This window comes from Rhizobium sp. BK538 (assembly GCF_014197575.1).
In the GTDB taxonomy this organism is placed as follows: domain Bacteria; phylum Pseudomonadota; class Alphaproteobacteria; order Rhizobiales; family Rhizobiaceae; genus Rhizobium.
Window position 1 is genome coordinate 155196 of record NZ_JACIFT010000009.1, and the last position, 12544, is coordinate 167739.

General features: G+C 60.6%; 12 protein-coding genes and 1 riboswitch. Of the genes, 3 read left to right on the forward strand and 9 right to left on the reverse strand.

Annotation, left to right across the window (positions count from 1 at the left end; genetic code table 11):
• Window positions 1-30: 30 nt before the first annotated feature.
• Window positions 31-1341: an amidase gene (locus FHX09_RS13335; RefSeq protein WP_348649168.1), complete on the reverse strand. Its 1311-nt coding sequence runs from the start codon at window positions 1339-1341 to the stop codon at window positions 31-33.
• A gap of 77 nt (window positions 1342-1418) precedes the next feature.
• Window positions 1419-1799 (reverse strand): ectoine synthase, encoded by a 381-nt coding sequence (locus FHX09_RS13340; RefSeq protein ID WP_132594605.1) that lies wholly within the window; start codon window positions 1797-1799, stop codon window positions 1419-1421.
• 326 nt (window positions 1800-2125) lie between these two features.
• Here FHX09_RS13340 and FHX09_RS13345 point away from each other — a divergent pair, with 326 nt between their 5' ends.
• The gene (locus FHX09_RS13345; RefSeq protein ID WP_246699436.1) at window positions 2126-2812 is read left to right on the forward strand and encodes a LysR substrate-binding domain-containing protein; all 687 of its coding nucleotides are present in this window, start codon (window positions 2126-2128) and stop codon (window positions 2810-2812) included.
• A gap of 391 nt (window positions 2813-3203) precedes the next feature.
• Here the strand turns inward: FHX09_RS13345 and FHX09_RS30335 are convergent, their stop codons facing one another.
• Entirely contained in the window at window positions 3204-3332 is a 129-nt protein-coding gene (locus FHX09_RS30335) for a hypothetical protein (RefSeq protein WP_007788057.1), read from the reverse strand.
• A gap of 214 nt (window positions 3333-3546) precedes the next feature.
• Here FHX09_RS30335 and FHX09_RS13350 point away from each other — a divergent pair, with 214 nt between their 5' ends.
• Window positions 3547-3738 (forward strand): transposase, encoded by a 192-nt coding sequence (locus tag FHX09_RS13350; RefSeq protein ID WP_348632843.1) that lies wholly within the window; start codon window positions 3547-3549, stop codon window positions 3736-3738.
• 135 nt (window positions 3739-3873) lie between these two features.
• Here FHX09_RS13350 and FHX09_RS13355 read toward each other — a convergent pair whose 3' ends face one another.
• The 5 genes from FHX09_RS13355 to FHX09_RS13375 form a co-directional block, all read right to left on the reverse strand.
• On the reverse strand, window positions 3874-6222 hold the full coding sequence (locus FHX09_RS13355; RefSeq protein WP_132594609.1) for a PBP1A family penicillin-binding protein: 2349 nt from the start codon (window positions 6220-6222) through the stop codon (window positions 3874-3876).
• Window positions 6223-6580: 358 nt separating this feature from the next.
• Window positions 6581-7402, reverse strand: a complete 822-nt coding sequence (gene thiD, locus FHX09_RS13360; RefSeq protein WP_184450158.1) for a bifunctional hydroxymethylpyrimidine kinase/phosphomethylpyrimidine kinase — start codon at window positions 7400-7402, stop codon at window positions 6581-6583.
• Complete coding sequence (gene thiE, locus FHX09_RS13365) at window positions 7399-8034, reverse strand: thiamine phosphate synthase (protein ID WP_132594613.1); 636 nt, start codon at window positions 8032-8034, stop codon at window positions 7399-7401. Before thiE ends, thiD begins: the two co-directional genes overlap by 4 nt.
• Window positions 8031-8834, reverse strand: coding sequence for a hydroxyethylthiazole kinase (gene thiM, locus FHX09_RS13370; protein WP_132594615.1), 804 nt, complete (start codon window positions 8832-8834; stop codon window positions 8031-8033). The genes thiE and thiM overlap by 4 nt, the downstream gene beginning before the upstream one ends.
• A 50-nt stretch (window positions 8835-8884) precedes the next feature.
• A riboswitch (TPP riboswitch) is annotated at window positions 8885-8981 on the reverse strand.
• Window positions 8982-9075: 94 nt separating this feature from the next.
• Window positions 9076-10476, reverse strand: a complete 1401-nt coding sequence (locus FHX09_RS13375; protein WP_132594617.1) for an MFS transporter — start codon at window positions 10474-10476, stop codon at window positions 9076-9078.
• 119 nt (window positions 10477-10595) lie between these two features.
• Between FHX09_RS13375 and FHX09_RS13380 the strand changes: the two genes are divergently transcribed.
• Window positions 10596-11555, forward strand: coding sequence for a LysR family transcriptional regulator (locus FHX09_RS13380; protein ID WP_132594619.1), 960 nt, complete (start codon window positions 10596-10598; stop codon window positions 11553-11555).
• Between the two features lie 10 nt (window positions 11556-11565).
• Here FHX09_RS13380 and FHX09_RS13385 read toward each other — a convergent pair whose 3' ends face one another.
• Window positions 11566-12534, reverse strand: a complete 969-nt coding sequence (locus FHX09_RS13385) for a sugar kinase (RefSeq protein WP_132594635.1) — start codon at window positions 12532-12534, stop codon at window positions 11566-11568.
• Window positions 12535-12544: the final 10 nt, after the last annotated feature.

Genomic DNA, 12544 nt, shown 5'->3' on the forward strand with positions numbered 1-12544 from the left:
GGATTCTCCTTGTTGAGGAATGCGACGAACTCATTGCGGTTGGGCATGTCCGGAGCGATGGTTCAGGGTGCCGGACAGGACCTCGATGCAATGCAGAAGCTTTACATCGGAAAATGCTGAACCGATGACCTGGAGACCTATCGGCAACTCCCCGTCGTTGCGCATGAGCGGAATACTGGCTTGGGGAAGGCCAAATGCCGTCCAAAGCCTTATGAAGTCCGACGTTCCGGTAGCAGCCAGTCCGACCGGTGCCACGTGGGCGCAGCCCGGTGCGATCACGGCATCATAGGGCTCGATGGTGGCATTCATAACAGAAACGAACAACGCCAGCCGGCTCCGCGTTGCGACTTCATCTTGCCAGGAAATCGCCGAGGCGCGCGCAAACATTTCGGCGAGCTCCGGACTCATCAATTCGATGGAGGTCCTTTGTTCCTTGTGGAGCGCCCTGGCACCTTCGCAATCGTTTATGATCTGGTGATCACGAGCAACTGTTTCGAAAGCCGGTGGCAGAACAATCTCGTCGACGCCATGGCCCCGCTCGGCAAACGCGGTTGCGGCTGCCGTGACAGCTTGGTGGACATCCGGATCGGCCATGCCCCAATACGGCGTTCTACAAAAGCCGATCTTCAACCGCCCATTGGCCGCAGCGTATTTTGGCAAACCAGGAATCAAGACCCGAGCAATCAGGCTCAGATCTCGTGCGGATGCAGCATACCAGCCCGCCGTGTCAAAGCTGGGTGCAAGCGGCTTGACGCCTTCGAGTGAAACCAGGTTGTGCGAGGGTTTGTAAGCGTAGAGCCCGCAATAGGATGCCGGCTTGATCAGGGAACCCGCGGTCTGCGTGCCGAGCGCAGCGGCAAAAAGGCCCGCCGCGAGCCCCGCCGCCGATCCCGCACTCGAACTGCCTGGTGTTCGTGACAGATCATGGGGATTGCGGGTAGGGCCGGTATGCATGAACGCGAATTCGGCCGTCGCTGTCTTGCCCATAACGACCCCTCCTGCCTGCCGGAGAAGAGCGACGGCATGGGCATCTCGAGAGGGTCGATTGTTGCGATAGATCGGCGAATTGAACTCAGTCGACCAGTCAACCGTATCGAAGATATCCTTGACGCCGATTGGGACGCCCGCAAGCAGTCCCTTTGCGGGACTTCTGTCTATACGATCGGCTTGTTCGAGCACCAGCGCGTGATTGAATGCAGCGAACGCCTGGATGTCACGCTCTTTCATCAAAGTCCGGGCGATGAAGCTTTCGGCGACCGACCTCGCTGTCAGGCGTCCTGCAGCCACTTCGACAGCAATACCGGTTGCATCCTGATCGAACTTATGAACGAAACCTGTCACTATCGCACCCTGGATTGAAAAAGCTTCTGGGGAATTGCGCAATCGTCATCAGCGCATTTCCATTCGCTGAACCGCGGTCAATACGAGGAGTACGCGCCGTTTGCGTAGTTGTGCGATTCCTGGCCCTTGATCGGTGGATTGAAGACGCTGACGAGCCGCATGTCTGTGTGGGCGCGAAGAACGTGTTTGTCGTGTTTGTCCAAAGCGTAAAGTGTCCCCGGCTCGAGTGTCCAGACGTTTCCGTCGCCATCTTCGATCTCGCCTCGGCCTTCGATGCAATAGCAGACTTCAAGATGGTTGCGGTACTGCAGATGCGATTCGCTGCCGGCGCGAACCGTCGTTTCCATCAGCGCGAAGCCAAGTCCGTCGCGCTCCAGAACGAAACGCCTGCTCAACCCGTTACCCCAATCAACATCTCGATCTGTCCCGATAAGCTCTGTCAGTGTGCGCACGAACATTGTTCACGATCCCCAATTCATTCCTTAGCAGCGGTTGCTTGCTTTTCGACGCGCCCATTTGACAAGCTGCATACATGAAATAAAGCAGATAGATCGAACACATTTGTTAGGAAATCAGACAAGTGAATGCGTCCCGAATTCCGCCATTTGTCGCCCTTCGCGCGTTGGCATCTGTCGCAAGGCTGCAAAGTGTCACGAAGGCGGCGAAAGAACTCAACGTCTCCCATTCCGCGGTCAGTCACCACATAAAGGCTCTTGAAGGCTGGTTCGGACGATCCCTGTTTCAACGGGATGGTCGCGGCATATCGCCCGGCGAGGATGCCGTCATGCTTGGACGTGCTGTCGACGACGCGCTTGCGCAGTTGGCTCAGACTTGCGCTGAGATCCGCCAAAGGGACGAAGGGCCTGATCTCACGATTGCCGTCATTCCATCCATCGCCTCGTGGTGGCTGGTGCCAAAACTGCAAGGCTTTCAACGGCTTTGTCCGAACGTCAGGCTGCATCTTGTCTATGCCGTTCCGGGGGTCTCTCTTGAAGGAGCCGACATCGTCATCCAGGCTCACAAAGGTGTCGTTGATATACCGGCCAGTCAGGTGACCGTCAGATTGATGCACGGGATCACATATCCCGCATGTTCGAGGGGCTATTTCGAGAAGGCAAAGGAGAGTGTGGATTTTGCGACGATCGAGTCCGGCGAGTTGCTTCATGACGAAACAATGGAGGTTTGGACGCAATGGATGCGAGCGGCCGGCAGGATAACGTTCTCTCCGGATCGAGGTCCGATATATCAAGATTTCAACCTGCTGGCCGCGGCAATTTTTGCCGGTCAGGGCATAGCTCAATGCCCGGTGGCATTGTTTGAACGGGAGATTCAAAGCGGAAGTCTGATATTGCTCTCAGACAGGCCGGCGAACGAAGACAAATCCTACTGGATGACACTAAGACGGCCGGACAAGCCCGCATGCCGGCAGTTCGGCGATTGGGCAACCTCGTTGACCGACCTTGGTGCCTGATGAAATGGGCTCGTTACTCCGATCAAGAATCATGAGGTCGGGAGTTCAAATGTTCAAATCCGCTCGAATCCAATCAAGGCGACGAAATAGCACTGCGTTGCGAGGCGGACACCGGCTCCTCCGTTGGGAGCGGCCCTTCATCGAAGAAAATGACACCTCGTGCTTCGTATACCCGTTTGATTGCCTCGATTGTGACCGGTTGTGGCGCGCGGGGACCGGGATCGTCTTGTTCAACTCGGCTCACCGTGTTGGCAGTCACCTTAGCCACGGTGCCGGCAGGTGGTCTTGCCTTGCAAATATCGCGTTAAGAGCGAGGCGGTCGCGCACGTGGTTCGCCTGTGGCCGGCTTTTTGGCCGCAGGCACCGGCTTCAAGTGCGCTATCGCCGTCTGTCAAAACCCCATGGCTCTGGCGACAATCCAGGTCGGAACCCCGGCCGTCACGGCTGATGCCAACAATACCGAGACGACCTTGATCGCATAAGCCCGACGCCCGCGGGCATCATCCCATTCGTATCTCATCGACCTAACCTCACACCCCAGTTTTCAAATTGAACTACTGGCGTGAGGGACGAGTCGAGTCACAATTCTTCAACGTCGTTAATAGTGGTGTCGAGCGGTCTGCATGATGACCACTTGCGACGAACCGGCGCCTGCACTGCAGAACGTGTAATGACCCCATAAATCTCCGGACATGATCTCCCACTTAATAAGTGAGCGAGGTAATGTGCCCATGATGACCAGCCACAATCCTAAGAGAGACGTCCTGCCCGGCCCAGAGCGGCGGCGTCGCTGGTCGACTGCTGAGAAGCTTGCCGTCGTTCAGGAAACGTATGAGCCAGATGCGACGGTCAGCATCGTTGCAAGGCGTCACGGCATCCGGCTGAATCAATTTCTGGAACTGGTTCGAGGACAAGCCAAGCCATAGGGCCCTGAAAGCGCAGTGCACGCCTTCGACACCTTTCATGGACCATCAGTACCGCGAAACACTCCAGCCGGTCGGCAGGCTTGGCAACAAGACGCCGCGTCAGATCGCGGCAGAGCCTGTGCGCCGAAGCGAGGATCACTTTTCGCAGAGCCGCCGTCCGCCATAATAGGGCTGGTAGGTGCAGTCCGACGGCCGAAACGAGCGATAGCTGCGAGCGCAGGCAGTGATGTTACAGGACTGCGGCGCGCCTTGGCCTTCGATCACTGCTGCAGTCGATGGCGCTCCATTCAGCCTAGGTTCGGTCATCGCCTCCCGCATGAAGTCCCGCCAGATATGCGCTGGCAAGGCGCCCCCAGTGACCCCGTTCATCGGCGTATCGTCGTCATTGCCCACCCATACGCCGGCAACCAACGGTTCCGTGAAGCCGACGAACCAGGCATCGCGATTGTTCTGGCTGGTGCCGGTCTTCCCGGCCGCAAACGTGCCAGGGTCGGCTCCACGTCCAGTGCCACGCTCGACCACCAACCGCAGGAGGTCGAGGAGATCTGATTGGTAGGTCGAAAGGTCGACATTCGGCCTTGCTTGTGAGCCAACCCGAAAGGTTTTCGTCTCTCCGGCCGCCCGAAAGTCGATGATCCCCCAGGGCTCGACGGGCGCCCTGCCGAGATGGACGGACGCATAGGCGCTGGTGAGGTCAAGCAGGTTTACTTCGGAAGTGCCGAGCGCCAGAGACGGCGTGTTGGCAAGAGGCGCGTTGATGCCGAGCTCTCGCGCGGCAGCAATCACATTGTCCAGTCCGACCTCTTCGGCAAGCGCCACCGTTGCGGCATTTAACGACCGGGCGAAGGCCTCGGCAAGCGTTACCCAGCCGCGATAGCTGCCGCCCGAATTTTCCGGCGACCAGCCGTTGATGTCGATTGGCGCGTCCAGAATCCGGTCAGACAAGGTGAGCCCAGCCTTCAGGGCTGCGTAGTAGACGAACAGCTTGAAGGTGGAGCCTGGCTGCCGCATCGCTGTGACGGCGCGGTTGAACTGGCTGGCCCTGTAGTCGCGCCCGCCGACCATGGCAACGACCGCGCCGTCCGGCGTCATCGCAACCAATGCTGCCTGCTTTGCTCTGGCAGCCTTTCCTTCCCCGTCCAAGGCTGTTCTCACGACCCTTTCGGCGATCTGCTGTAGGTGCGGTACCAGCGTTGTGCGCACCGTGGTCGAACCCGGCGAGGAACCGGCGATTTCGCTTGCCTGCGGCGAAATCCAGTCGGCAAACCAGCTTCCGGAGCGCGGTATCGGCGTCGTCGGATGCAGCTCGGCGAAGCTCGCCTTGACTTCCTCTGCTTGCGATGCGGTGAGCTTGCCATTGGACACCATCGTGTCGAGAACGACGAAGGCGCGTTGCCGGGCGCCTTCGTAATTGTCGATGGGATTCCACTGGCTCGGCGCCCGCAGCAATCCCGCCAACATCGCCGATTCAGGCAGGTTGAGGGCGCCGATTTCCTTATTGAAATAGATCCGCGCGGCAGCCGGCATGCCGGTCGCGCCGGCCCCAAGATAGGCGCTGTTGAGATAGCGCGTCAGGATTTCCCTTTTGCCGAGCTTCCACTCCAGCCAAAGGGCGATGACGACCTCCTGTATCTTTCGTTTTATTGTTCGATCGCTGTCGAGATATTGCAGCTTGATGAGCTGTTGGGTGATCGTGCTGCCGCCTTCTACCACCGAACCAGCTTCGACGTTTCGCAGGAGCGCCCTTCCGATTCCTCTGACATCGATGCCGAAATGATCCATGAACCGCCGATCCTCAATTGAGAGGACGGCATCGATCAGACGTGGCGGAAACTGGTTGTATTGCGCATACGGTCCCTGATAAGGCCCCTGTCTTACCAACGGTTCCCCGTCAGCAGTTTCCAGTATCACGACGGGCTTCAATGTTCCGTCCCGGATCTCGCCCCAGGGTACGTCCTTTAGCGCCCACACGAGTACACTTCCCGCAAGGAGGAGGCCGGCAAGACAGGTCAATGCTATAGAGATCTTCCACCAGCCCGCCTTAAGCGATGCATGCCGGCGATTTTCGAAGGGCCTTGTACGCAGGCCACGAACACTGCCCCGCGTTTTAACCAGAGCAGCCGCGAACCACTTGCCAAGTTCGTGGACAGTTGATGGGGCGTCCAGCGGCATTGATGCCGTGAGCTTCGCTCTCAAGTCGGAAACGGCCGTCTTGGCCCTTGCCCTTGTGAAGGCGAAACTTGCCTGTAAATCATGGCGAAGCGCACCCAGTAGATTGTGCGCCGCCTGTCTGCTTTGACCAAAGGAGCGGGGAGGCTGTTCCGGGGAGGCGGCTTGGGTGGATGAGCCGGGCCCTCCCGATGGGTCCGAGGCAGGCGCCTGCGGCTCAACGTGGTCGGCAGCGAACTCCAAATTTGCCGGGCGATTGGCAGCCGTGGTTGGGTCATTGCCACTTTTGGTCGAGGATTTGGGATGACTAGGCATCGGCTACCGCTAGAGGGCTCTTCCGGAATGTAGGGCTAGCTTATAACGTAGCAATGCTCGACGGCCATCGCAAAACGGTTCGTGTACGTTCATGTTTCGCACGCTGAAATCGCCCCCGCCGCGTGGGTGCTTGATTGCAGGACATCTCGACACCATGGTGCGGGAAGAATTCTCCTCCTGACCACGAGTGCCAAATCGGCTGACGCTGAGGCCCCGCTTGGCAGAAACTCGACGGTTCCAGTCGCCATTTTCATCCCCTTCAACTGGGCGGCGGGCCCGCCGCCGGCGGAGCTTGCTCATCACCGCCAACGCCTGCAATGTTGGTCTGCGGTATAGCCACCGCGTTTCGATGGGTGCCTCAATGTCGGTCGAGCTGTGGCGTTGGCCAAAGCTCGTGAAAATGCTGAACCGGTCCGTGACCGGAACCGACTGTCAGCGTGTCTGCCTGCGCGACGGCCTGGGCGAGGTAGGCCTTTGCATCCGCCACTGCCTTGAGCAGCGCGGCGCCCTTTGCAAGTTCGGCGGCAAGCGCGCTTGACAGCGTGCAGCCGGTGCCATGCGTGTTCGCCGTTGGTATCCGCGCCGCTTCGAACCAGCTCAACCTCGAGGCTGTGGCCAGGACATCAGGGCTCTCCTGCCCAGGCAGATGGCCACCCTTGATCAACACGGCCTGCGGGCCCAATGCACGCAGGCTTTGCGCCTGATCAGCCATTTCCGCACGACTCTCAGCCGTAGGTCCATGCAGGAGTGCCGCAGCTTCGGGCAGGTTGGGGGTCAGCAGCGTCGCAAGCGGCAGCAGGCGCCGAGTAAGGACTTCGACCGCCGACAGATCAAGGAGGGAGGCGCCACCCTTGGCGACCATCACCGGATCAAGCACGATCGGTATACCTTTGTGCGGTTCGATTGCATCGGCGACGGCGCCGGCGATTTCGGCGTTCGCAATCATACCGATTTTGATCGCGTCAACGCGCACATCGGCAAAGACCGCCTTGATCTGGTCGGCAACGAAAGCGGCAGGAACCAGATGGACACCGGAAACACCCTGGCTGTTTTGCGCGGTCAGCGCGGTTAAAACTGCCATGCCGTAGACGCCACGGGCAGAGAACGCCTTCAAATCGGCCTGGATTCCGGCGCCGCCCGAGGGATCGGAGCCGGCGATGGAAAGAACGTTGCGGATCATCCGTGAACCTTTCGAATGTTTTCAGCGATGTCGCGGGTGGCAGCCTCTGGGTCAGGGGTGCCGCAGATCGCGGAGACGACCGCAAGACCGTCAGCGCCGGCCGCGAAGACAGCTCCGACATGATCCGCCTTCAAGCCGCCGATCGCGACGGCGGGAACGCGACAGATCCGCACCAGACGCGCGAGCCCGGCAAAACCAATCGGCTGTTTGTGGTCCGCCTTTGTCGGCGTCGCAAACACCGGGCCGATGCCGGCATAATCCACGATTGCCGGATCGACCGCCGCGGCCAGCGCCTCGGTCTCGACCGAGAGCCCAAGGATCATGTCGTGCCCAATCCGTGCGCGGGCAGTGGGTGCATCCATGTCCTGTTGCCCAATGTGAAGACCGTCGGCACCAATTGCGACCGCGGCCTCGACGTCATCGTTGACGATGAGCCGCGCACTGGTGCCAAAGAAAGCCGCCTTGAGCGCCCGCCCGGTCTCGATCATCCGGGCCGTATCCGCTTGCTTGTTGCGCAGTTGCACGACCGTCGCTCCGCCCGCGACTGCCGCCCGCGCCGTCTCCACCATGCCTAGGCGGGCGCAAAGGTCGGGATCGAGGACGAGGTAAAGTGAAAGATCGATGTTCTTCATGCACAGCGCAGCCGTGCGTGGCGATCGAGAAGTGAGGCGTCGAGCCCTGCAAGCGCGTCGAGGAACCGCCAGGAAAACGAGCCCGGGCCGTCCGCCTTGCTGGCCGCCGTTTCACCGGCAACAGCAAAGGTCGCGAGTGCCGCAACCGTTGCCTCGAAGGGTGCGTCGGGCCGAACCGCCACGAAGGCGCCCACAAGGCAGGTCAGCGAACACCCAAGCGCGGTCACCTGAGGCATCAACGCCGAGCCCCCCTCGATGCGCGCCGCCCGTTCGCCGTTGGTGACGAAATCAACAACGCCGGTCACTGCGACGGTCGCTCCGTGCACCCTTGCGAGCAGGCGTGCGGATTCCTCGGCCTGCTCGACACCGTCGCGGCTGTCCACGCCCTGGCCACGGCTTGCGCCGCCGGCAAGCGCGATGATTTCGGAGGCATTGCCGCGAATGACGGCGGGGCCGAGCTCCAGCAGCCGGTCCACAGCAGCACGACGAAACCCCGTGGCATAATGGGCGACCGGATCGAGAACCCATGGTTTTCCAGACTGACCGGCCGCGATGGCGGCCGTCTCCATGCCGCGCAGCCAGCCTGACGAAAGTGTACCGATATTGATTGTCAGCGCGCCAGCGATCGCGGCAAATTCGCCAGCCTCTTCTTGCGCATGCACCATGGCGGGAGAAGCACCAGCCGCCAGGAGCACATTGGCCGCGATGTTCATGGCAACGAAGTTGGTAATGCAATGGACGAGTGGCGGTCGCGCGCGCAAGTGGCTCAGCAACGTTCCCGGTGAGGTTTGGTCTGGCATGGTGCGCCTTTCAATCGGGGAGGAAAGGCGCGAGGACTTGCGCGGGAAGCTGGAAGTCCCGAGCGACTCCCTCCGCCGGCATTATCCGGTTCAGGTTCAAAGGGTGCTTCTCAGCCCACCATCAGGAGGGCGCCCCTGTCTCTCATTGGCTTGTTGTGGCAGAGAAGCACGCATCTGTCATCCATAAAATGGACACCGCCGGGCAAGAACCCGGCGACGTCGCGTGCGACGTGGTCAGGGACTATTCCGCTGCCTGATAGATGCTCCGGTCGATAAGAGACGATCTCGGGCCGAGTGCCGCAGCAAGTGTGACGAGGACCGAGAGGACGGCGACAAATGTGATGCCGGCAAAATACGGATCCCAGCCAAAACCGGAGGCCGCACCGAAGATCGCCGAAGCTGCCGCAAGGACGATACCGCCACCAATCTGGAAGGACGCGAACAACAGCCCGGATGCAAGCCCGGATTGGTCTTCGCCAACGTCGGAGAGGGCGGCAACCTGCACGGAGGGGTAGGTCATGGCATAACCCACACCGAGCGGGATCTGCGACAGCGCAACCAGCAAGATGGGGTTGATGTGGCCGACACTCAGGATCCAGAAGATATAGCTTATGGCCTGCAGCGCTACGCCGAGTGTCATCAGCCCGGTCGTACCGCGATTTTGCGCGATCGTGGCAAAACGTGGCGCCAGGAACATGACGCAGACGCCGCCGAAGGCAAAGGAGAAGCCGGTCGCAAAGGCCGACCAGCCGACCACGGTCTGATAGTAGAGGGTCGCGATAAACTGGAAGCCGACATAGACGCCCTGGAACAGCGCGGCAATGGCATTGGCGTGGGAAAGCTTTGCCCGCCGGAATATCGCAAGCGGTACCATCGGATCAGAATGGCGAGATTCGACGATGAGGAAGAGACCGATCAAAGCGGTGGCCGCCACCAGTGCTCCCCAGGTTGGCACTGCCTGCCAGCCCTCGGCCGCAGCATTGGTAATGCCAAAGACGAAAAGCAAAAGTCCAGGCGTGATCGTCATTGCGCCTGCCCAGTCGAACGTCGCACGCGGCCCGCTGCGACGTTGATCCGCTGGCAGGACGAAGGGAGCAATCGCCAGCGCGATGACGGCGACAGGCGCGCCCATGACAAGCGTTGCCCGCCAGCTGAAAACGGTCGCGGCCCCACCGAGCACCATGCCGAGGACGAAGCCGGTCGCGCCGGTAGAGGCAAAGACGCCAAGCGCTTTCGCACGGGCTGCCCCTTCGCCGAACACCGACAGGAGCAGGGCAAGGGCAGCCGGTGCTGTGAACGCCGCGGCAATGCCCTTTATCAAGCGAGCGGCAATCAAAGTCGGGCCGCTATCGACAAAACCGCCCGCAATACTGGCGGCAGCGAATATGCCGAGCGACCAGAGGAAGACGCGACGGTGGCCGAAGACGTCCGCGACGCGCCCGCCCAGCAGCAGGAACCCGCCATAGCCAAGCACGTAGGCGCTGACCGCCCATTGGAGGGATGTCGCTTTCATGCCGAGCTCGGCCTGGATCGCCGGAAGCGCGACGCCAATCGTGGATACGTCCATTGCATCGAGAAAGTTGGCAGCGCAGAGCAGCAGCAATGCTACGCTCGCTGTACCTGGAGAACGGGAGTTGGTCATGAATGATCGTTCCTTTCTGCCGACGCCATGGGAGGAAGATTGAGCGTCAGGGAACGAGAAAATGTACACCTACTGAACCTATTGCAAATTGATAGTAACCATGCCAGGTATTACTGAGAATGATGAATGATGCGATCCTCCGAAAGATAGACCTCAATCTCCTGCTGGCCTTCTCGGTATTGATGCAGGAGCGCAATGTCTCTCGTGCGGCCGAGCGGCTTCTCCTCGGTCAGCCGGGCCTGTCGGCCGCTTTGAAGCGGCTGCGAGAGACACTTGATGACGAACTGTTCGTGCGGGTAGGGCGAGGCCTGCAACCGACGGCGCGTGCCCTTGCCATTGCGCCTGCGATCGAGGATGCCTTGTCGGGGATCGAGCGCGCGATCCGGCCGCCTGATGCCTTCGATCCCAAGAGCTGGCAGGGCGAGTTCAAGATCGGCATGTGCGACAATCTGGAATCGGCTTTCTTCGGGCCGCTCGTCGCGCGCCTGCGTGAACTCTCACCGGGCGCACGGCTGATCGGTGTCGCTGCGGACAAGCATGATTCCGCCCGCATGCTCGACGACGGCGCTTATGATTTCAGCGTTGCGGTTCACGAGGATCCGGCATCCTGGCATGTTAGGCAACCGCTCTTCAGTCAGTGTTCGGTCTGCGTCTACGACCCCGTGCAAATGAAGCGAAAGGCACCCTTGACGCTGGAAGACTTCGTCAATGCCGCGCATGTCACCGTGTCCTTTGAAGGCAATACGGCAACGAATATCGACACAGTTCTTGCGAAGGTCGGTCTAAGCCGTCAGGTCGTCGCCACCGTGCCTCGCTTTTCGGCGTTGCCGCCAGCCCTGAGGGCAATGCCGGCGATCGCGACCATTCCGGAGTCGATCGCCCGCTGCATGGCACAGTTGCACGGCCTTGAAGTCTCGGCCCCGCCAATCGAGCTCCCCGCAGACCCGGTTACGATGCTCTACCGACGCGTTGATCACGCCGACGGCCGCTCGGTCTGGTTCCGCAAGCTGTTCGTCGAGGTCGTGGAAGGGGCGCTCAAGGCCTCCGGCTGCTCCATGACCGCCTCGAAGGCCGCTTGATACCAAAGGCTTACGCCGAATCCGGCGGCGCGGTGACATCGAGAGCCCTAGCCGGCCAGTTCAGTAGCGCAGCCGCAAGCTCTCTTCGATCGGGCGCCCCGAGGCGCCCTCCGAATTGCTGGCATTTGATGGCCGCCGCCATCGATGACGCGCGCATCACGTCCTCGATCGCCAAGCCCTCGGAAAGCGTCAGCGCGAAGGTTCCGTGAAAGATATCGCCTGCCGCCAGCGTATCGATGGCCGTGATACGCGGTGCTTCGAGATGGCGGATAGAGGCGCTGTCGTCATCGAACCAGTAGGAGCCTTTTTCCCCGAACGTCACACTGACGAAGGCTTGGCTGAAGCGCTCCTTCAGCAGACGGATCATCGATACCGCCTCCGCCGTCCCCGTGAGGCTTTCTGCGGCCGGCTGCGAAAAAACAATGTGGCTTGCGGCAGGCGCCAGTGTCTCGATCACTCCGACGGGCGCCACGTCACCATCGAGGATGGCAGGTATACCTGCTTCACCGGCAGCGAGCAGCGTCTGTAATGCAAGCTCTGGCCAGCGCACGTCGACCAGAACCGCATCGAATGCCGCGACATCGTCAGCCGTAACCGAATTGACGACCTGATGCAGCCGCGGATCGTAGAAGGGGATGATCAGGCGCTCGCCGCCGTCGTCAACCAGGATCGTCGACACGGCCGAGCGGGCGCCTGCCACGCGACGCATGCCACGGGTGTCTATGCCGCCTTCAGCGAGATCAGCGATGATGCGCTCGCCGGTCTCGTCGTCTCCGACGGCAGCCCAGAGGCTGGCCTTCCCGCCAAGCCTTGCAACCGCAAAGGCGGCGCTTGAGGCCATGCCTTCTGCAATCTGCAACATATCGTATGGCAGGACCTTGCCTTGCCCGGTCGGCATGACACGAACTCTAAAGAGCGTGTCGAGGAGCGCAGCGCCGATACACAGAACGTGCCTCGCCCGCTTCTGTCGCTCCTCCATCGCAATCGCA

Coding starts and splice junctions, on each gene's coding strand:
- thiD (WP_184450158.1), bottom strand. CDS start 7,402: ATGATCCGCAACGTTCTTTCCATCGCCGGCTCCGATCCCTCGGGCGGC.
- FHX09_RS13340 (WP_132594605.1), bottom strand. CDS start 1,799: ATGTTCGTGCGCACACTGACAGAGCTTATCGGGACAGATCGAGATGTT.
- FHX09_RS13345 (WP_246699436.1), top strand. CDS start 2,126: ATGCTTGGACGTGCTGTCGACGACGCGCTTGCGCAGTTGGCTCAGACT.
- FHX09_RS13350 (WP_348632843.1), top strand. CDS start 3,547: ATGACCAGCCACAATCCTAAGAGAGACGTCCTGCCCGGCCCAGAGCGG.
- FHX09_RS30335 (WP_007788057.1), bottom strand. CDS start 3,332: ATGAGATACGAATGGGATGATGCCCGCGGGCGTCGGGCTTATGCGATC.
- thiE (WP_132594613.1), bottom strand. CDS start 8,034: ATGAAGAACATCGATCTTTCACTTTACCTCGTCCTCGATCCCGACCTT.
- FHX09_RS13380 (WP_132594619.1), top strand. CDS start 10,596: ATGATGAATGATGCGATCCTCCGAAAGATAGACCTCAATCTCCTGCTG.
- FHX09_RS13375 (WP_132594617.1), bottom strand. CDS start 10,476: ATGACCAACTCCCGTTCTCCAGGTACAGCGAGCGTAGCATTGCTGCTG.
- FHX09_RS13355 (WP_132594609.1), bottom strand. CDS start 6,222: ATGCCTAGTCATCCCAAATCCTCGACCAAAAGTGGCAATGACCCAACC.
- FHX09_RS13385 (WP_132594635.1), bottom strand. CDS start 12,534: ATGGAGGAGCGACAGAAGCGGGCGAGGCACGTTCTGTGTATCGGCGCT.
- thiM (WP_132594615.1), bottom strand. CDS start 8,834: ATGCCAGACCAAACCTCACCGGGAACGTTGCTGAGCCACTTGCGCGCG.